Annotated in this window: 17 protein-coding genes; 7 read left to right on the top strand and 10 right to left on the bottom strand. The window is 73.5% G+C overall.

Going from position 1 to position 18686, the window contains the following annotated elements; all coding sequences use genetic code 11:
- Window positions 1-207: 207 nt before the first annotated feature.
- From ABT294_RS02610 to ABT294_RS02600, 3 genes are read left to right on the top strand one after another with little or no spacing between them, the layout of a single operon-like run.
- Window positions 208-1137 (top strand): ArsR/SmtB family transcription factor, encoded by a 930-nt coding sequence (locus ABT294_RS02610; protein WP_350803025.1) that lies wholly within the window; start codon window positions 208-210, stop codon window positions 1135-1137.
- 9 nt (window positions 1138-1146) lie between these two features.
- Entirely contained in the window at window positions 1147-1425 is a 279-nt protein-coding gene (locus ABT294_RS02605; RefSeq protein ID WP_350803024.1) for a hypothetical protein, read from the top strand.
- Window positions 1422-2495, top strand: a complete 1074-nt coding sequence (locus ABT294_RS02600; protein ID WP_350803021.1) for a transglycosylase SLT domain-containing protein — start codon at window positions 1422-1424, stop codon at window positions 2493-2495. Before ABT294_RS02605 ends, ABT294_RS02600 begins: the two co-directional genes overlap by 4 nt.
- A gap of 113 nt (window positions 2496-2608) precedes the next feature.
- On the opposite strand, the gene eccB is transcribed toward ABT294_RS02600, so the two are convergent.
- Together eccB and eccD are read right to left on the bottom strand one after the other, a co-directional pair.
- Window positions 2609-4009 carry a type VII secretion protein EccB gene (gene eccB, locus ABT294_RS02595; protein WP_350803020.1) on the bottom strand — a complete coding sequence of 467 codons (1401 nt, stop codon included), beginning with the start codon at window positions 4007-4009 and terminating at the stop codon, window positions 2609-2611.
- 248 nt (window positions 4010-4257) lie between these two features.
- Window positions 4258-5652, bottom strand: a complete 1395-nt coding sequence (gene eccD, locus ABT294_RS02590) for a type VII secretion integral membrane protein EccD (protein ID WP_350803019.1) — start codon at window positions 5650-5652, stop codon at window positions 4258-4260.
- A 97-nt stretch (window positions 5653-5749) separates the two neighbouring features.
- On the opposite strand from eccD, the gene eccCa reads away from it, so the two are divergent.
- Complete coding sequence (gene eccCa, locus ABT294_RS02585) at window positions 5750-9748, top strand: type VII secretion protein EccCa (RefSeq protein ID WP_350803018.1); 3999 nt, start codon at window positions 5750-5752, stop codon at window positions 9746-9748.
- A gap of 94 nt (window positions 9749-9842) precedes the next feature.
- Here eccCa and ABT294_RS02580 read toward each other — a convergent pair whose 3' ends face one another.
- The 8 genes from ABT294_RS02580 to mycP form a co-directional block, all read right to left on the bottom strand.
- Window positions 9843-10277, bottom strand: a complete 435-nt coding sequence (locus tag ABT294_RS02580) for a hypothetical protein (RefSeq protein ID WP_350803016.1) — start codon at window positions 10275-10277, stop codon at window positions 9843-9845.
- Window positions 10274-10966, bottom strand: coding sequence for a hypothetical protein (locus tag ABT294_RS02575; protein WP_350803015.1), 693 nt, complete (start codon window positions 10964-10966; stop codon window positions 10274-10276). Before ABT294_RS02575 ends, ABT294_RS02580 begins: the two co-directional genes overlap by 4 nt.
- Window positions 10967-10982: 16 nt before the next feature.
- Window positions 10983-11315, bottom strand: coding sequence for a hypothetical protein (locus ABT294_RS02570; RefSeq protein WP_350803014.1), 333 nt, complete (start codon window positions 11313-11315; stop codon window positions 10983-10985).
- A 6-nt stretch (window positions 11316-11321) separates the two neighbouring features.
- Window positions 11322-12530: a WXG100 family type VII secretion target gene (locus ABT294_RS02565; RefSeq protein ID WP_350803012.1), complete on the bottom strand. Its 1209-nt coding sequence runs from the start codon at window positions 12528-12530 to the stop codon at window positions 11322-11324.
- A gap of 7 nt (window positions 12531-12537) precedes the next feature.
- Window positions 12538-12906 carry a hypothetical protein gene (locus ABT294_RS02560; protein ID WP_350803011.1) on the bottom strand — a complete coding sequence of 123 codons (369 nt, stop codon included), beginning with the start codon at window positions 12904-12906 and terminating at the stop codon, window positions 12538-12540.
- A 12-nt stretch (window positions 12907-12918) separates the two neighbouring features.
- Complete coding sequence (locus ABT294_RS02555; RefSeq protein ID WP_350803009.1) at window positions 12919-13218, bottom strand: WXG100 family type VII secretion target; 300 nt, start codon at window positions 13216-13218, stop codon at window positions 12919-12921.
- Between the two features lie 29 nt (window positions 13219-13247).
- Entirely contained in the window at window positions 13248-13574 is a 327-nt protein-coding gene (locus ABT294_RS02550) for a WXG100 family type VII secretion target (protein ID WP_350803007.1), read from the bottom strand.
- A 98-nt stretch (window positions 13575-13672) separates the two neighbouring features.
- Window positions 13673-14833, bottom strand: a complete 1161-nt coding sequence (gene mycP / locus ABT294_RS02545; RefSeq protein WP_350803006.1) for a type VII secretion-associated serine protease mycosin — start codon at window positions 14831-14833, stop codon at window positions 13673-13675.
- A 139-nt stretch (window positions 14834-14972) separates the two neighbouring features.
- Between mycP and ABT294_RS02540 the strand changes: the two genes are divergently transcribed.
- Genes ABT294_RS02540 through ABT294_RS02530 form a run of 3 tightly spaced genes read left to right on the top strand, consistent with a single transcriptional unit; the run spans window position 14973 to window position 18681 of the window.
- Window positions 14973-15635 carry a hypothetical protein gene (locus tag ABT294_RS02540; RefSeq protein WP_350803005.1) on the top strand — a complete coding sequence of 221 codons (663 nt, stop codon included), beginning with the start codon at window positions 14973-14975 and terminating at the stop codon, window positions 15633-15635.
- Complete coding sequence (locus tag ABT294_RS02535) at window positions 15632-16807, top strand: hypothetical protein (protein WP_350803003.1); 1176 nt, start codon at window positions 15632-15634, stop codon at window positions 16805-16807. Before ABT294_RS02540 ends, ABT294_RS02535 begins: the two co-directional genes overlap by 4 nt.
- Window positions 16804-18681, top strand: a complete 1878-nt coding sequence (locus tag ABT294_RS02530; protein WP_350803001.1) for a protein kinase domain-containing protein — start codon at window positions 16804-16806, stop codon at window positions 18679-18681. Before ABT294_RS02535 ends, ABT294_RS02530 begins: the two co-directional genes overlap by 4 nt.
- The last annotated feature ends 5 nt before the right edge of the window (window positions 18682-18686 follow it).

Raw genomic sequence — 18686 nt, 5'->3', positions numbered from 1 at the left:
GCACATCATGCGGAGTATTCGTATCACCTGACCCATGGATGGCGGTGGAGACCGGACGGCGCTGGGCCGGTCTCCACCATTTCCAGCTTCTTTGAAGCATCCATGGAGATATGCGATCTCTGATTACAGTTGCGACCCGTGGGGGCCCCGGTATCCAGAATGAAGGTGTGGAGCGAGCTGCGAGTCTCCTCCCCGCCGCACCTATCCGTGTCGATTTCCCCGAGTCTCACCGCCGTCGCGGTGATCGCCGACGCACTGGCCGGACGTAAACGCGGCCTACCCGAACTGTGGCGGCGCGCCGTGCAGTCAAGAGTGGGCAGACCAGGACGCGAAGCCGTGCTGCCGCTCGCCGCACCCGGTCACTCAGTCGTCCCCGACAGCGTGGCACCACGCGCGCCCCTGGAGGACGTCTCCGTCCAGGCGCACATCGGCATGCTGCGCGACATCCCGCCCGACTGGCTGCTCAAGGACCTGGAGCAGGCGTTCGGCTCAGGGCCGCTGCCGGTCCACTGGCGGGGCGCCGCCGACAACCCCGTCGGCTGGTTGCGCGGGTACGCCAGCGCCCTGTCCGACGTCTGGAACACCACCGAACCGCTCTGGCAGCGGGCCCGCCCGCTGCTCGACAGGGAGATCGAGCGGGTCGGCGTCGCCAGCGTCCGCGGCGGGCCGGAACTGCTGCTCGGCTCGCTCAACGAGCGCATCCAGTACGGCGAGCACGGCCTGCTCATCGCCGACCTCGAGTCCAGCGTCTACGAGCTGGGGGACCGGCCCATCGTGCTGGTCCCGATGCTCTCCGGCAAGGACGCGGTCATCGTCAGCCTCGACCATCCCGACGCCGTGTGGATCGCCTACCCGGTGCCGGGCGCCGAGTCGCTGTGGCGGCGCCCGATCGCGCCCGCCGCGGACGAGCTGACCGCCCTGGTCGGCCCGGTGCGCGGGGACCTGCTCTGCTCGCTGAACCAGCCGATGACGATGAGCATGCTGGCGTCGAACATGAAGATCGCGCCCAGCGGCATCACCTACCACTGCGACCGGCTGCACGCCGCCAGGCTGATCAGCCGGGAGCGGCGCGGGCGCGAGGTGTGGATCGCGCGCACGGACCGGGCGGAGTCGCTGCTGGAGCTGTTCCGGCGCTGAGGAGGAGTAGTGGAGTTCCACCGTGAGGCCCTCGACCGGTGCGGGGCGGCGGCCAAGAGCGCGTCAGGCGCGTTCGCCGGGCTGGCGGCGCAGGGCTCCGACGAGGGAACCGCCGCGTACGGCGGCCTCGACAACGCCCCCGCGCTCGCGGCGGCGGTGGCCGAGCTGAGACGGGTCGCCGGCGAGAACGCGCGCACGCTCGGCAGCCGCATGCAGGCGGTCGAGCAGGCCCTGGACGCCGTGGAGCGCACCTTCACCGGCGCCGACGGCGGCGCGGTGCGCCGGTGAGCGTGCTCGCCGAACTGGCCGGCCTGCCCGGCGGCCCCGAGCTGGCCGGCCAGGCGGCCAAGGTCGTCGGCGACCCGGACGCCCTCAGCCGTCTCGCCACCACCTGGAGCACCGCGGCCGCGACGGGCAGGGAGCAGACCGCGGCCCTGCGCGGCGCGGTCGGCGACGTGGGCGCCGCCTGGCAGGGTGCCAGCGCCGGCGCGTTCGTCTCGTACATGGACACGGCGACCAGGTGCGGTGACGCGCTCCAGCGCGCCTTCGAGCAGGGCGCCGGCCGGCTCGCCGCCGCCGCGGAGGCACTACGGACCGCCGAGTCGCAGGCCACCGAGATCTGCCGGAACTACGCCGCCGCCGTGCGCGACTTCCAGGCCAGGAATCCGCAGGCCACGCCCGAGCAGCTGGCGCAAGGCGCGCAACCGCTGCTCGCCCACGCCCGCGGCGCGCTGGACCAGCAGGTCAGCGCCGCGAACACCGCGCTGGGCCAGGCCGCCCAGGGCATCAGGAGCGCGATCGGCGAGCTGGCCGAGCCGTTCAGGAACCTGGGCGAGCCGGACACGCAGCCGTTCGCGCCCGCGCCCGGGCACTCGCTCAACTGGACGCCGGCCAAGGGGGACGGCACCACGCTGGCGAGGGCCGGCGCGCCTTCCGGCGGCTCGCCCGGTTTCGGCGGGTACGGCCCCAGCGGGCCGCCCCCCTCGGGACCCGTGCCGCAGGGGCAGGCGGCCGACTGGATCGCGGAGGCCATCCGGATCCTCCAGACGCAGGGCTACCCGCTCGACAAGATGAACCCGAACGACATCTGGACGATCATCAGACACGAGTCGGGTGGCAACCCGCACGCGATCAACAACTGGGACTCCAACGCCGCCAAGGGGACGCCCTCCAAGGGGCTGATGCAGACCATCGACCCCACCTTCAACCGGTGGAAGCTGCCGGGCCATGACAACATCTACGACCCGGTCGACAACATCATCGCCGGGGTGCGGTACGCGATCGGACGCTACGGGTCGGTCTCGAACGTCCCCGGAATCGTCGGCGTGAGGGCGGGCGGAGGCTACCGCGGCTACTGACCCGCGCCTCGGGACGGCGGGTCACGGTGGCGGCGGCCATCACCGCGCCTCGGGACGGCCGGTCATCGTGGCGGGGGGCACAGAGCCGCGCGAGAGCGTCGGGACGGCGGCCGTTACTGGGGCGCGGCCGTAACGGGCTTCGCGGCGCGGGCCGGGTCGAGCGCCGGCCCTTCGGGGATGAGCTGGAGCACGTTCGCCGGCACCGGGGTCGCGCGGGCGGCGTCGTAGCCGAGTTTGGTCAGCACGTCCGCGTTCGGCACCGGGTAGCGCCGACCGTCGCCGGTCACCAGGTAGTACGTCTGGACGGCGTTGAGCTGGCCGTCGCCGGGCAGCACCCCGGCCACGATCGCCCGCCCCGGCGGCAGCCGCACCAGGTCGGCGCCGTCGCCGCGCGGTGCGGGCAGGTCGCCGCCCACCACCAGGCGGGCGCGGGCCGAGCCCTTGTCGGCCTCGGCGTAGACGGCGCAGAGCGGGCGCGCCCGGTCGTAGGCCGCCATCTTCGGCATCGCGGACGGCAGCCCATCGGCCGCCATCCTGGTGCGCGAGCGCGGCGCCGCGTTGGCGGTCGCCGCGTCGATCTCGACCTCGGTGACCGCCCCGCCGCCGTAGGCGGCCCTGCTGGCGGGGTCGCTCAGCAACAGGACGGCCTGCGCGTGCGTGATGGCGGCCAGCCCGTCCGGCAGCAGGACGTACCAGCGGGGCTCGCCTCCGGCGACGGCGGCGGCCTTGAACACCTGGCCCACGGCGGCGGCCCGGCCTCCGGGGCCCGCCACCGGCCTGCCGCGCCCGGCGACGGCCGGCGCGGCCAGGTCGGGTCCCTCCGGCAGCGCGTTGAGCCAGGCCACGGGGACGGGCGCGGGGTCGGCGTCGGTCAGTCCGCGGGCGATCCCGGCGGGCACGCGCATCCGCACCCCGTGCCAGATCGCCCACGCCTGCCCGCCGACGCCGACGAGCATCGCGCTGCCGTCGGCGACCGGCTGCCCGCCGACCCGCTGGCCGGCCACCAGCGACACGTACGGCTCGCGTCCCGTGTCGGTGTCGCGTTCCCTGACGCACACCGACCACGGTCCGCCCGCGAGCTGCCCGGAAGGCGGCAGGGAGTCGGGCGCGTCAGGGATGCCGACGGGCACGCCGCGCTCGTAGCCGTTCAGCGCCTCCCGCGCGACCACCCGCTCGGTGACCTGCGGCGCGTCGAGGACCAGCCGGGCCGAGGCGTAGTTGGCGACGGGCACGAGCCGGTGCTCCGGCTGGCTGTAGACGTAGCGGGCGCCGGTCTCCCGTTCGATGATCAGCGTCCCCGGGTCCTCCAGCGACTTGGTGCCGCCCGGACGGAGCAGCCCGAACACCGCGAACCCGACGCACAGCAGCACCGCGACCATCGCCCCGGCGAGGAAGCCGACGTTCTGCCGCCGCAGCGGCCACTCGGGCTGGTTCGGCTGGGCGCGGATGAGGGCCAGACCGATCCGCTGGACGGTGAGCCGGTACGCCTGATAGAGGTCGCGTTGGCTGTGCAACCCCACACCCCCGGCTCTCGATCCGTTCTGTCGGGCCTAATTTAGCGAAATTTCCGAATCGCTGGTGGCAGATAAATGGCCATCAAGTGAAGAGCCGCCCGAATTCCTCCGGTCTATTACATAGTGAGCCGCGTGAAGCCGGACACGCGTTACATAGCCCCAGGGGCCATCGGTGGGGTCCGCCAGGTGCTCAGGGACGAGCTCATCCCGATCACGGGTTCCGTGCGGCAGGTGCTCGCCGAGAACGGCTAGCTCACCAGGCCGCGGATCGTCTCGTACACGTCCAGCACGGCCAGGGCCAGCGGGATCAGGGCGATCATCAGCACGATGTCCACGATGTCGCCGAGCCGCCCCCAGAACGGGGTGGGACGCGAGGCCGACAGCCAGAGCGCCACCCCGGTCACCGCCAGCCCGAGCACTGCCAGCCCCGGCACCACCCCGAACAGCAGCACCGACCGCGACGTCCCGAGCGCCAGAACGGGGACCAGCGGGGCCGCGCCGAGCAGGGCCGCCGTCAGCAGCCAGAGCCGCTGCCCGCGGCCCTCGAACACGCGCGCCCGCAGCAGCAGCGCCAGCGAGATCGCCAGGCTCATCGCGACCGCCGCCCAGGTGCCCTGCGCGGCCAGCAGCGCCTGCGCGCCGAGCGCGATCAGTGCCACGCCGCCGATCAGGCCGGTGCAGAAGCCGTCGGCGACCACCGTCCTGTCGATGACCAGCCTTCCGTCCAGGTCGCCGCTCTCGCGGCGCAGCTCCTCGGCCGTCGTCGGCAGCGCGGGCAGCGGCAGCCCGGCCAGCCGGACCGACACCGACGGGATCACCGTGGTCAGGCCGACGGCCAGGGTGGCCAGCACCGCGGCGGGCCCGGCCGCCGGCACGTCGAAGATCATGACGGCGCACGACGCCAGCAGCTCGCAGAACGCCGCGACGGCCACGCCGACGAAGGACGGCAGCCCGTGCGCGACCGTGAACCCGGTCGCCGTGGCCAGCATCAGCGTCACGCCGAATGCCGACAGCAGGTGTGCGGCCCCCAGCCCGTCCAGCCCCGACGTGGCGGACGCGGGCCCCAGCAGGCCGGCGACGAACCCGTACGGCAGCGCCGCGTAGCCGAGCGTGGCCCCGGCGGCCGCGTCGCCGAGCGCCCGCGACAGCGCCACCGCCGCCAGCAGGACGACCAGCGCGATCCCGCCCGCCACCAGCGCCGCTGGAGTCCAGGGCGGCCCGGTCAGCAGCAGCGCCGGCGCGCCCGCGCCCAGCGCGACGACCGCGACCCGCAGGCCGTAGGCCCTGGTGGCGGCGGGCTGCCAGCGGCTGGTGCGCTCGGTGACGCCGGTCGCGACCGCGTCGGCCACGTCGTCGAAGGCCACCTCGGGCAGTTCGTGCCCGCGCGGGCGCAGATGCAGCGTCTCGCCGTCGTGGACGGCCAGCTCCGACAGGGAGGCGTCCAGGTCGAACGGCCTGCTGCCTACGCGTTGGAGCACCCAGCCGCCGTGGGCCAGGCCCGCCTCGGCCAGCCCCTCGCCCGCGATGCGTAGCAGCGTCGGCAGCATGCCGGCGAGCGGCATGTCCATGGGCAGCCCCAGATCGAGCGTTCCCCGGGGCGTGACGACCGTCACTTTGCAGAGGTCGGTTCCGGTGGCGCTCACGCGGAGGAGTTTAGGGACTCCGAATGGCGGGTGCGAATATCTCGAGAAAATTTGAAATGTCGCCTAACAGGTGCGATGACGCGCTTTTATACGAGCGGTGAGCGGCAACACGGTGATGGTCCGTCGGCCTGAGCGGCGCAGGCCGCCCGAGCAACCCTCGGGCGAGGTGCTGCTCGAAGCGCCGCCCGAGATCCCCGAGACCGTCTCGGGCGGGGGCCTCACCCAGGTGCTGACCTACCTGCCGATGATCGCCGGGGCGGGCGCGATGGCGCTCATGTTCACCGGCGGCGGCGCCGCCAACCCGATCATGATGGTGTCCAGCGGGCTGTTCGCCTTCTCGATGGTCGGCATGTCCTTGGGCCAGCTGGCGCGCAACTCCGGCGACCGCAAGAACCGGATCAACGGCCAGCGCCGCGACTACTACCGCTACCTGGAGCAGGTCCGCAGGCGCGTCCGCCGGGCCGCCGAGCAGCAGCGCCAGGCCATGACCTGGAACCATCCGGAACCGGCCGCGCTCTGGTCACTGGTGATGACGTCCCGGCTGTGGGAGCGGCGGCCCCGCGACGACGACTTCGGCCAGCTCCGCATCGCCACCTCGGCGCAGCGGCTGGCCCTGCCGCTCATCCCGCCGGAGAGCGCGCCGATCGAGGACCTGGACCCGATGGCGGCCGGGGCGCTGCGCCGCTTCGTCCGCACCCACGCCACCGTGCCGGGGCTGCCGGTCGCGCTGGCCGTGCACTCCTTCGCCCGGATCGCGCTCACCGGCGACCCGGCGGCGGCGCGCGGCCTGGTCCGCGCCGCGCTGGCCCAGGCGGTGGCCCTGCACTCGCCCGAGGACCTGCGGATCTCGGTATGCGCCGACGGGCCCGCCTGGGAGTGCGTCAAGTGGCTGCCGCACGCCCTGCACCCGTCGGAGGAGGACGGCGCCGGACCGGTCCGGCTGGTCACCGGCGACCTCGGCGAGCTGGACGACCTGCTGGGCTTCGAGCTGAAGGACCGGCCCCGCTTCAGCAGGGGCCTCTCCCCGGACGCGCTGCCGTACCACCTGGTCATCGTCGACGGCGGCAAGGTGCCGCCCGGCAGCCAGCTCGGCGCCGACGCGATCGAGGGCGTCACCGTGATCGACCTGAGCGGGTCGGCCGGGCAGGTCCCCGCGCAGCTCACCCTGCACCTGGAGGTGACCGAGGACGAGGTCGTCCGCGTGGTGGAGGACGAGCTGGGCAAGCAGATCAGGACCGGGCTCGGCCGTCCCGACCGGCTGGGCGCGTCCGCGTTCGCCGCGCTGACCCGCCAGCTCGCCCCCCTGCGGGCCGGCACCGGGGGCGGCGCGGAGGAGGAACGCGACGTCTTCGCCACCAACACCACGCTCACCGACCTGCTGCGCATCGGCGACGCGCGGCGGCTGTCGCCCGCGCTCACCTGGCAGGCCCGGCCGGTCAGGAACCGGTTGCGGGTGCCGCTCGGGCTCGGCGCCGACGGCCGTCCGGTCGAGCTGGACATCAAGGAGGCCGCGCAGGGCGGCATGGGCCCGCACGGGCTGGTCGTGGGTGCGACGGGCTCCGGCAAGAGCGAGCTGCTGCGCACGCTGGTGCTGGCGCTCGCGATCACGCACTCGTCCGAGGTGCTGAACTTCGTGCTGGTCGACTTCAAGGGCGGCGCCACCTTCCTCGGGCTCGACACGCTGCCGCACGTCTCCGCCGTCATCACCAACCTGGAGGACGAGCTGCCGCTGGTCGACCGCATGCACGACGCGCTCCACGGCGAGCTGGTACGCCGCCAGGAGCTGCTGCGCGCCGCGGGCAACTACGCCTCGCTGCGCGACTACGAGCAGGCCCGCGAGCAGGGCGCGCCGCTGCGCCCGCTGCCGACCCTGTTCATCGTGCTGGACGAGTTCAGCGAGCTGCTGTCGGCCAAGCCGGAGTTCATCGAGCTGTTCGTGATGATCGGACGGCTCGGCCGCTCGCTCGGCGTCCACCTGCTGCTGGCCTCGCAGCGGCTGGAGTCGGGACGGCTGCGCGGCCTCGACACGCACCTGTCGTACCGGATCGGGCTGCGCACCTTCTCGGCGGCCGAGAGCCGCGCCGTGCTGGGCGTCGCCGACGCTTACTCGCTGCCGCCCGAGCCGGGCAACGCCTACCTGATGTTCGAGACGACCGGCATGACCCGGTTCAAGGCCGCCTACGTGTCGGGCCCCTACCAGGTCGCCCGGCAGGAGAGCAAGGCCGTCGCGACCAGGTCGGGGCACCAGGGGAAGATCGTCTGGTACGGCTGCGAACGCGTGCCGCTGCCGCCGCCTCCCCAGGTCGAGCCCGAGCCGCCCGCCGAGGACCGCGAGCTGCGGGACAGCCTCCTGGACATCGTGGTGAGCCGCCTGACCGGGCAGGGCCCTGACGCGCACCGCATCTGGCTCCCGCCACTCAGGGAGCCCGCCCCGCTCGACCGGCTGCTGCCGCCGATCGAGACCACGCCCGCGCACGGGCTGACCGCCGCGGGCAGCGGCCCCGCCCGTCCTGGACGGCTGCACGCCGTGGTCGGCGTCGTGGACAGCCCCTTCGACCAGCGGCGCGACCCGTACTGGCTGGACCTGTCGGGGGCCGCGGGCCACGCCGCGATCGTCGGGTCGCCGCAGACCGGCAAGAGCACGCTGCTGCGTACGCTGATCGCGTCCATCGCGCTCACCCACACGCCCAGAGAGGCGCAGTTCTACTGCCTGGACTTCGGCGGCGGCACGCTGTCGGCGCTGGCCGGACTGCCGCACGTCGGTGGGGTGGCCACCAGGCTGGACGCCAACCGGGTGCGGCGGACCGTCGCCGAGCTGACCGCTCTGCTCCAGCGCCGCGAGCAGGTGTTCGTCGAACGTGGCATCGACTCCATCGCCACCTACCGCCGCATGGTCGCCGCCGGCGAGTACAAGGGCGACGGCTGGGGCGACGTGTTCCTCGCCGTGGACGGGTGGGCGACCGTCCGGCAGGAGTTCGAGGCGCTGGAGCCGGCGCTCGGCGAGCTGGTCGCCAGGGGACTGGGCTTCGGGATCCACGTCATCGGCACGGCCAACAAGTGGTCGGAGTTCCGCTCCAGCGTCCGCGACATGTTCGCGACCCGGCTGGAGCTCAGGCTCGGCGACGCGTTCGAGTCGGAGATCGACCGCAAGGCGGCGGCCAACGTCCCCGAGGGGGCTCCGGGGCGCGGGCTCACCCGCGAGGGGCTGCACTTCCTCGCCGCGCTGCCCCGCTGCGACGGGCGGCACACCGTGGACGACCTGGCCGACGGGGTGGCCGCCCTCGTGCGGGCAGCCGCCGACGCCTGGCACGAGCACCCCGCGCCGCCCGTGCGGCTGCTGCCCGACCGCTTCCCCGTGCACACGCTGCCGGGGCCCGCCGAGAGCGGCCCGCGCATCCCCATCGGCATCGACGAGGCGGCGCTCGCGCCCGTCTCGCTGGACTTCGACGCCGACGCGCACTTCGTCGTCTTCGGCGACACCGAGAGCGGCAAGACCAACCTGCTCAGGATGGTCGCCGAGGGCATCGTGGCGCGGTTCACGCCGATGGAGGCGCGGCTCATCGTCGTCGACTACCGGCGCTCGCTCCTCGACACGGCCGACACCGAGCACCGCATCGGCTACGCCGCCTCCAGCACCGCCGCGGCGACCGTCCTCAAGGGCGTGCACGAGGTCATGCAGACCCGTCTGCCGCCGCCCGACCTCACGTCCGAGCAGCTGCGCACCAGGAGCTGGTGGACCGGGCAGGACCTGTACGTGATCGTGGACGACTACGACCTGGTGGCCACCTCCGCGAACCCGCTGGCCGTGCTGGGGGATCTGCTGCCGCAGGCGCGCGACATCGGGTTGCACCTCGTCCTGGCGCGGGCCATGGGCGGCGCGGGCCGCAGCATGATCGACCCGGTGGTGCGGCGGCTCAAGGAGATGAACACGCCCGCGGTGATGCTGTCGGGGTCCAGGGACGAGGGGCAGCTGTTCGGCAACGTCCGGCCCCAGCAGCTGCCGCCGGGACGCGGCTTCTATGTGGACCGGCGCTCGGGGGCCCGTCTCATCCAGACGGCCTACCTGACCCCGCCGGACCCGGCCCCACCAGCCTAGACGGCGGGGCTGGACAGGCAGGCTTGACGGCGCGGGCCTCGCGGCGGCTCCGCAGCGTGCCGGCCTCGCGGCCCGCGCCGTCGCCCGGGCCGCGTCATGGGCCGTCCAGGGTGCTCCGGATACGGGCGAGTTCCGCCATGGCGCCGTCCATGGCCTGGTCGTAGGCGAGCTGCGTGTCCTGCATGAGGCGGACGGCCGCGTTGTCGTCGGACGTCAGGTCCAGCGGGCCCTCGCCGAGCCGATCGGCCATGATCGCGTCCGACTTGGCCTGCAGGTCCGCCAGCGACTGGGCGATCAGCTCCAGGATCGTGTCGGCGAGCCGCCGCGAGCCCCAGCGCAGGGCGCGCGGGTCGATGTCCAACCCGGTCACGCCCTGCGCGGAGCATTCGACGCTGACCAGCTTGTCGGGGTCCTGCGCGACCCCGTGCACGGCCAGCACCTCCAGGTACGCCTCGTGCAGCCCGTCGAGCGGCTGCTGGGCGGCCGCGATCAGGCGGTCGACGGCCGCCTCGTCGAACGTCGCCATCATGCCTGCCCTCCCGTCTTGATGGCCGTGTCCGTCAGCCCGGACGCGACCGTGGACTGCAGCTCCATGCCGCCCACGACGGCGGCGGCCCCGCCGAGCAGCGCCACCCTCCTCGGTGACATCTGCGCCAGCCGCCTGAGCACCGAGCCGAGCACGCCCCTGCCGCCCTCCATGAACGCCCTCGCCCTGGCGGCCGTCTGACCGGCCTGCCGGTCGGCCTGGCGGCCGAAGATCGTCGCGCCGACCTCGGCGGCCGGCCGCAGGAACGGGTTCACCTGGGAGACCCGGTGCATCACACCCGCCGTGAAGATCGCCGTGCCGAGCCCGAACGCGGCGTAGCCGAGCGTGTCGTAGACGTCGGCGGAGACCCGCAGCGCGTGCGCCGTGGCCTTGGGCGAGTCGGCCTTCTCCAGCGTGTCGGCCGTGTGCGCGGCGATGGTCTGGTCGAAGAACTGCGCGCTCCTGCCGGTCCAGGCGAGGCCGTCGAGAGCCTTCTCCACCTCGGCGGGGTGCGCGCGCAGCCCCGCCTCCATCTCCTCCCACACCCTGGCGGCCTCCCGCTGCTCGTCGGGCCTGCCGTACATGAGCGGGATGAGCAGCGCGGCATAGCGGGCGCGGCCCATGCCGAGCAGCATCGAGCCCAGAGAGGCGACGGCCGCGCCCTGCACCACCGACCAGGGTTGTTCGAGCATGCCTGTTACTCGCCTTTCACGCGTGGGACTGGGTGGCGGCGGCGGTCCTGGCGGCGTCGCCGTCGCCCTCGCCGTACTGGTTGGCCGTGTCGAACGCCTTGCGCCTGATGCCCGCGACGTGCTCGCGCCGGGAGGCCAGGTAGTGGCGGGCGGCCTCCTTGACCTCGTCGTGCGCCTGGCCGAGCGAGCCGCCCAGGATGCCGAACACGCCGTAGGAACCGGAGGACAGCTCCACCGCGGAGACGGTCGCGTTCAGCCTGTCGAGCTGTTTCATCGGAGCGTCGGCGATCCGGCGGCCCATGTCCAGGATGGTGTCGACCTCAACCTTGAGGCGCTGGGCTTCGTCCACGTCAGGTCACCACCGAAGGTCCGGAGTCGTTGCTGGAACGCCAGAAGGCGGCGTCGTCAGGGGAGGGCGCGGGGGTGTGGCGGCCGGACGGCAGGTCCGCGCCGACCGGAGGGGCGCCCACGGGCAGGAACGGCATGCCCCCGTGGCCGGGCTCGCCGGCGGCGGCGACCGGCGTTCTGGTGGCGGGCCAGGATCCGTCGACGACCGGCACCACGCCCGACGCACCGTGGGGCCCGTCTCCCGCGGGGAGCCGGGCGGCGCGGCCTGGTCGTGGATGGGGGAGCTGGGTGTGGCCGGGTCGCCCGTCCTGCGCTGGGGCGTGGCGCGGGCGCCGATCGGCGGCTCGGGCGTCCGGACCGGCGCGCCCACCAGGGGCGACGCCGTGCGCGTCGCGGGCGTCCCTGAGAGGTGCGGGACGACCGTGGCGGGCAGCGCCGCCGTGGACGTGTTCGGCAGCGGCGCGGCCATCGCGGAAAGCTGCTGCGGCGAGGCCGGGGCTCCGGCGAGCGGGGCCGTGCCGGGGACGCCGGGAGCCACCGGCCCGGCGGGAGCGGTCGGCCCGGCGGGGACGCCCGGGACGCCGGGCGTGCCGGGAGCGCCGGACAGGCTCGTCGTGGGGGCGGGCGCGCCGGCCGTCTCCAGGCCGGAGAGGGAGTCGCCGGTACCCGCCTCCACGCGGACGGGCGGCGGCAGGCAGGGGGCGCCGGAGGCCAGGTCCGCGTCCCACGGGAGCCGGTCGGGCAGCGAGCCGTACGCCTGCGCGAGCTTGCCGTTCAGCGCTCCCATCACCTCCCTGGCGGCCTCGTCCACGTCGTTCTCGGGAACCCGCGCGGTGCCGTACCGCTGCTCGAGGCCGGCGAAGGCGTCCTTGGCCCGCTGGAGGTCGTGGCCCGCCGACCGGACGGCGGGCGGGATCCGGTCGATCGCGCCCTTCAGCGTCTCCAGGTACGCCTGAACCCGGGCCATGCGGCCGAGCATGGCCCGCGCCGACTCGCCGCCCCAGTCGCCGTCGGCCACCAGGCGCGAGGCGTGACTCTTCAGCTCCGTGAACGCCTGGCCGAGCTGTTCGGCCGCCGCCCCGTAGGTCTGCGCGACCCCTTCGAACTCCTCGGGCCTGGTCGGCGTGAGCAGCAGGCCGATCTGGGCGTACCCGCCGTACGACGCGGGCTCGCCGCCCGTCAGCCCGCCTTCCTTGATCGCTCTCGGCTCTCCCATGTGCCCCCTATCCGGAACCTCGTGTGCGGCGGGCCGCGTCGCTCGCCTGCTGGTCCGCGTCCCTCGCGGCGTCCGCCGTGGCCACCAGGTCGTCGACGATCCGCTGGACCTGCTCCGCCACGAACCGCAGGGCGTCGTCCGTGGCCAGCCGCGCCCGCTGCACCGTCTCGCCGTAGCCTCGGGCGACGTCCCAGTCGCCGGCGGCGGTCAGCGGCAGGTCGAGCAGGCCGTCCGGCGCCGACCGGAGGCGCGGGAGCAGGTCCTTCGACATCTTCGCCGCGACGTCGAGCAGCGCGTCGGGCCTGCACACAGCCTGGTCCGCCGCCTGCGCCGGGTCGATGAGATCCGGCCGCCGGCCGTTCTCGCCCTCAGCCATCGATCAACCGGCTCAGCCGCCCCAGCGCCTGACGTTGGCGTTCTCGGCGTCGCGCATGATCTCGGTGGCGTCGTGCAGGGCCGGGCCGAAACGCTGCATCGTGTCGCCCATGGACACGACCGCCTCGTTCCACTCGCGCTTGGCCTCCAGGTAGACGTCCTTCGCGGCGCCTTCCCAGGTTTCCAGGACCTTCAGGTCCGCCTCCAGGTCGGTCAGCTCGCCGACCAGGTTGGCGTAGGCTCGTCCGAGTTCCGCCGCGATCTCTTCCATCTCGTCGAAATGGGCGAGAATGATCTCTCCGCCACCGGTCATCGCGGTCCCCTTCTCGTCTCGGCCATGGGTCAGCGGACGGTGCCGCCGTTGAGCGCCGCCATGAGGTTCTGCGCCACCTCACGCGCGCCCGTGCTGGCCTCCTCGTACTGGATGCCTGAGCCCTTGAGGTTCTCCGCGATCATCTGCAGAGCGTCGATGACCTTCTTGAACTGCGGGTTCCACTCGTTGAGCACCTGCGCGTAGACCGCGGCGGACTCGCCCTTCCATGACGCGCCGAGCTGCTCGGGGATCTGAACCAGCCTGTTGTGGATCTGCATGATGCTCTCGTGCGCGGAGAGCGCACGCATGGCCGCGTCGTGCTGGCTTCCCTGCTGATACGTCGTCGGCTGCGCCACGGTTCACCTCCCGGTTCGGGCAGGCCCCGGATTCGGCGCCTGAAGGACGTCGGACGACGCGAGCAACCTATGTGTGATCACTCCGGGCGTCCGCAACTTCAACTTTCCTGGAAATGTTGCGACAGCCCGGCTCGCCAGCCGCGCCTGCGCGCCCTCGGCACGGTCAGTGAGACGAACACCACCAGGCCTGTCGCGCCGAGCGCCGCCCCCGCGATCCCGGCCGCCGCGTTCCTCGTCTCCTCGTCCGGCGTGGGACGCTTCGCCACCACGACCGGCCGCGCGCCGCCGGCGGGCTGTTCGGCGGCCGAGGGGAGCACGGCGCTGACGGCTTGCATCGGGTTGACCAGGCCCGCGCCGGTGCCCGAAGCGCCGCCGCCCTCCGCGGTCAACTCCACCCGGCGCTTGACCTGCCAGTGGTCGAGCTCCGGATGCCGGGCCCGCACCAGCGCCACCACGCCCGAGACGTACGGGGCGGCGAAGCTGGTGCCGTCGAGGTCGGCCCGGTAGCCGCCGCCGGTCCAGGTGCTGGTGATCTCCGCGCCGGGGGCGGTGACGGACACGCGGGTGGCACTGTTGGAGAACTCGGACCTTCTGCCGTCCCGCGAGGCCGAGCCGACCGCGATCACGCCCGGGTAGCTGGCCGGATAGGCGGGGGTGACCGCGCCGTCCTCCCGCTTCACGTTGCCCGCCGCCGCGACGATCACCGCGTCCCTGCTCTGCGCGTACGCCACCGCCGACTTGAGCTCGGGCAGGTCGTGCGCCGTGACCGACACATTGATCACCTTCGCGCCCAGCTCGGCCGCCCGCCTGATGCCCTCGGCGAGTTTCGTCACCTCGCCGTCCTGCGTGTCGGTCTGCTTGACGTCCAGGATGCGTGCGCCGGGGGCCACTCCCAGGAAGGGGATGCCGCGCGAGGTGAGGTCGCGGCCCGCGATGATGCCCGCGACGGCGGTGCCGTGCCCGACGCAGTCGCGCTCGCCCGTCCCCGTGAGGTCCACGGAGCCGGAGACGACTCCGGACAGCTGCGGGTGGGAGGCGTCCACGCCGCTGTCGACGACGGCGACGGTCACGCCCTCGCCCCTGCTGAGCCGCCACACCCGCTGGAACCGCAGCCGCTCCTGCGGCCACGGCCTGCCGGTGATCTCGGCCACGCCCGCCTCGGGGCTGCACGCGGGCACGGCGTTCTGCCCCGAGGCGGGTGTGGGGGTGAGAGCCAGTACGAGGGCGACGGCCGCCGTACCGCTCCATGGAAGGGGCACGGAGATGGAGTGTGCCCTATTTGCGGCACTGAGAGTACATATCTCGCTTCTCTTCGAAATATCTTGAAGTGGCGCTGAGGGTGTCGCCGCGGGGGATAGAGAGGTACTTGCCTGCAGGCACATGCGCGAGGGGGACTCCATGCCGAAACCAGAAGAGGGCGGCACCGCCGACGGCCAGCGGCGGCCAGGCATCGGTACCCCGGCGGCTGAGCGCGAACAGGTCACCAGGTCCACGGAGTTCGGCGCCCCCGAGCAGGAGCCCGCCGATGCCGGCAGCGTCGAGGACGCCTACGCCGACTACATCAGCCGGGCCCCCATGACCATGGACACCCCCGCCGACCACGCCGAGTGGCACAGGATCGGCGACTACCCGGACGACATCCCGCTGCCGCCCGCCAAGAACGACGCGTGGCTCGCCTCCCAACACGTCGACCCGGGGGCACCGAAGAAGGAGATGTTCATCAAGATCGCCCAGTTCGAGGACCCGAAGACCGGCAAGCCGCTCTACGACTCGCCCGTGGAGACCCTCCGCCGCGATCTGGAACGCCTCCAGGGGCTGGGAGACAAGCCGAGCGCCGAGGTCCTCGTCGCCCGCGCCACGCTGACCGACCGCGACCTGGGCGCCTGGCAGGCGGCCGACGACCTCAAGGCGAGCACGGACTCCGCCCAGAACAGCCTCAGGAGCGCCGTCGCCCAGCTCTGCTCGGTCTACGAGGCGATCGTGGAAACACTCGACCAGACCGTGCAGGCCGCCAAGCAGGCGGACCAGGCCACGGCTGACGGCCTTCGGAAGCGCACATGACCAACTACGTCATCAGGGACGGCAGGGAGCCGCTGGTCGAGGACATCGCCGCCGTCAAGGGCGGCGACTCCGACTCCAGCGACGGGATCTTCGAGCTGCTCCAGGCCACCAATCCGAGAAGGATCGCCGACGCAGGCAGGGCCTATCTGGAGGTCGCCGAGATGTGCCGCAACTCGGTGGAGACGCTGTACGGGCAGGCCCAGCGCATCGCCGAGTACCTCGGCGGAGAGCCTCTCGAGGGCGTCTTCAAGAAGATCGGCGAGCTCCAGGACGACCTGGCGCGGGTGGACTGGACCGCCCAGTCCGTCGGGAAGCCGCTGGTCACGTACGGGGAGCAGGTGCTGCCCTGGTTCCGCGACAACGTGCCCAGGACGGGGGAGGCCGCCCTCGACGACTGGGTGGGCGAGCAGTTCGGTACCGACACGAACGCCCACACCCTCGCCCGTCACCACCTGCAACAGCTCAACAGGTTCATGGGGCAGGTCTACGGCGCGCTGCCGGCGGAGATGGCGCAGCGCGCCACCGCGCCCTCCGGCGCCGGAGGCACCTCCCCGAACATTCCGGGCATGACCGGACTCGGCACCCCGGACCTCGGCAGGGTCGGCGACCCGTACACGGGGGCCGGCCTGAGCCCTTACGACCCGTCCGGGCTCGACGGGCCGCGGACGCCCGGCCTCGGAGACCCGTCCGGCCTGTCGTCGCCCGGCACGTCCGACCCGAGCTTGCAGCTTCCCGGGACGAACCAGCCCAAGCTGCCGGACGTGCAGAACCCGAACCTGCAGAACCCCGACCTCAAGACGCCCGACCTGAAGACGCCCGACCTCCAGAACCCCGACCTCAAGACGCCCGGTCTGCCGCAGCCCGACACTCGTGCGGACCTGTCGGGCCTGCCCAACACCAACCTGACCAACCCGCTGCACACGTCCGTTCCCACAACGGGCGGGCCGCAGAGCCCGGTCGGCTCCGCCACGGCCGCCCAGGGGATCACCGGCTCGCTGGGGGGCGCCGGGATCAGGGCGGGGGCGAACGGCATGCCGATGGGCATGATGCCGCCGATGACAGGCGCGGGCGGGTCCGGCCAGGACCAGGACCGCGAGCGCACCCGGTACCCGCTGGTGGAGGACGAGGTCTTCGAGACCGATGACCTGGGCGGTCCCGCTGTGATCGCATGACGGCGCCAGAGCGGGTCCGCGGCTACCGACTCGTCGAACGAGCGGGCCAGGACGGCCCCTGGACCACCTACCTGGCCCAGGACGGTGGCGGCGGGGAGCGGGTGCTGCTGAAGACGCTGGCGTGCCGCCGGGTGGACAAGCGCAGGCTCAAGTGGCTGGCGCGCAGCTTCGTGTTCCCCGCCGAACTGGCCGCGCACCCCGGGGTCGTCCCGGTGCTCGACCTCGGCGCGACCGGCGATGGACGTCCGTACCTGGTGACGAGCGCGCACGCCGGGCTGACGCTCGCCGAGCGGCCTGGGCGCGGCGTGCCGATGCCGCTCGACCAGGCGCTGCGCGTGGTGCGGGCGGTCGCGGACGTGCTCGCCGCCACCCACGCGGCCGGCGGCGCGCACGGGTACGTCAGACCCGAGAACATCGTCCTCCCGGACGGCGGCGCGCCCGTGCTGACGGGGTTCGGGATGAGCGGCCTGATGTCCCTCGCCGACCTCCCGGACGGGACGACCCCGTCGGTGCACGTCGCCCCCGAACTCCTGGAGGGCCGACCGGCGGCCTTCGCGTCCGACGTGTACTCGCTCGCGTCCACGCTCTACGAGCTTCTCACCGGCCGCCCCCCGTTCCCGTTGGACGGCCCCGGCACCGCGGCCCGCTTCACGCTCGCCGTCCTCACGGAGAAGCCTCCGCCTCTCGGACGTCCCGGCATTCCGCGCCCGATCGCGGAGACCATCGAGGAGGCGCTCGCCAAGGCCCCCGCCGCCCGTCCCAGCGCGGCGGCCTTCGGCGAACGCCTGGCCGAACAGGCCGCCGCCCTCCCACCCACCTCGACCGCACCGCCAGGCCACCCCACCCTCGGCCTCCCGGCCCACCCCGCGACGACCCCTTCGACTCCGAACTCCCCGACCGGCCTGCCGGGCCACCCCGCGACGACCCCCGCCGCCGACTCCGTGGTGCCGGGCTCGCTGACCGGTCACCCCGTGGGGGCTCCGGCGGGTGGGATGCCGCCGGGCGATCGGTTGCTCGTCTCGTCCGCCGCGGTCGAGGAGCCGCGGCGGCTGGTGTGGACCGTCGATCCCGACCCGCCCCCGACCGGCTGGGACGGGCCCGCCGCGCCTCTCGCCCCTGCGGCGCCGCCGCAGGCCGATGCCGACCAGCCGGAGGACGGCAAGAAGGCCGACGAGCGGGGGAGCGGCAGGAAGGTTCCGCTGCTGATCGCGGGGATCTCGGCGGCGGCCGTCGTGATCGGCGTCGCCAGCGTGGCGGTGGCCGTGAACGGGCAACTGGCGGGGACGCGCCCGGTGGCGCAGGAGTCCAGCGGGACGCTCAGCGGCGACCAGGGCCAGAGCCCCGACCAGGGAACCGACGACGGCGGTCAGCACAGCGACCGGCCCACCGTCGCGGACACCCCGACGGCCCAGCCCACCACCCAGACGCCCTCCCAGCCCACCACCCAGACGCCCTCCCAGCCCACCGCTCAACCGACCGCTCACCCGACCGCGACGCTCCGCCCCGCGCGGACCGCAGACCCGCGGACGTTGGCCGCGCACCGCCCCAAGGACCTGACCATGGTGGCCGACAACGGGACGACGGTGACGCTGGCGTGGAAGGCCCGGCGGACGAGCGACTACCCGATGGTGCTCCAGCAGTCGCCGGGCGCCCGGATGATGGCGACGGCCGCGGGCAGCACCACGTACACGATCGGCGGTCTGGACCCCGCCACGGGCTACTGCTTCAAGGTCGGCACGGTCGTCAGCCTGGGCCGGCCGTCGTCCGTCGCCTGGTCGCCCTCGCTGTGCATCCGCGGAGCCACGGAGGTGGACGACGAGGACCAGGTCCAGCCCCCGATCGTGCTCCCCCTCGCCACCCCGCCGACCTCGTAGCGACG

This window comes from Nonomuraea sp. NPDC000554, assembly GCF_040300065.1.
Taxonomy (GTDB): domain Bacteria; phylum Actinomycetota; class Actinomycetes; order Streptosporangiales; family Streptosporangiaceae; genus Nonomuraea.
The sequence above is the reverse complement of the archived record's forward strand: the minus strand, read 5'-3'. Positions and strand labels throughout refer to the sequence as shown.

Excerpts from the sequence above, each read along its gene's own strand:
- ABT294_RS02580 (WP_350803016.1), bottom strand. The coding sequence starts at position 10,277 with ATGATGGCGACGTTCGACGAGGCGGCCGTCGACCGCCTGATCGCGGCC.
- ABT294_RS02575 (WP_350803015.1), bottom strand. The coding sequence starts at position 10,966 with ATGCTCGAACAACCCTGGTCGGTGGTGCAGGGCGCGGCCGTCGCCTCT.
- ABT294_RS02565 (WP_350803012.1), bottom strand. The coding sequence starts at position 12,530 with ATGGGAGAGCCGAGAGCGATCAAGGAAGGCGGGCTGACGGGCGGCGAG.
- ABT294_RS02560 (WP_350803011.1), bottom strand. The coding sequence starts at position 12,906 with ATGGCTGAGGGCGAGAACGGCCGGCGGCCGGATCTCATCGACCCGGCG.
- ABT294_RS02555 (WP_350803009.1), bottom strand. The coding sequence starts at position 13,218 with ATGACCGGTGGCGGAGAGATCATTCTCGCCCATTTCGACGAGATGGAA.
- ABT294_RS02540 (WP_350803005.1), top strand. The coding sequence starts at position 14,973 with ATGCCGAAACCAGAAGAGGGCGGCACCGCCGACGGCCAGCGGCGGCCA.
- ABT294_RS02535 (WP_350803003.1), top strand. The coding sequence starts at position 15,632 with ATGACCAACTACGTCATCAGGGACGGCAGGGAGCCGCTGGTCGAGGAC.
- ABT294_RS02530 (WP_350803001.1), top strand. The coding sequence starts at position 16,804 with ATGACGGCGCCAGAGCGGGTCCGCGGCTACCGACTCGTCGAACGAGCG.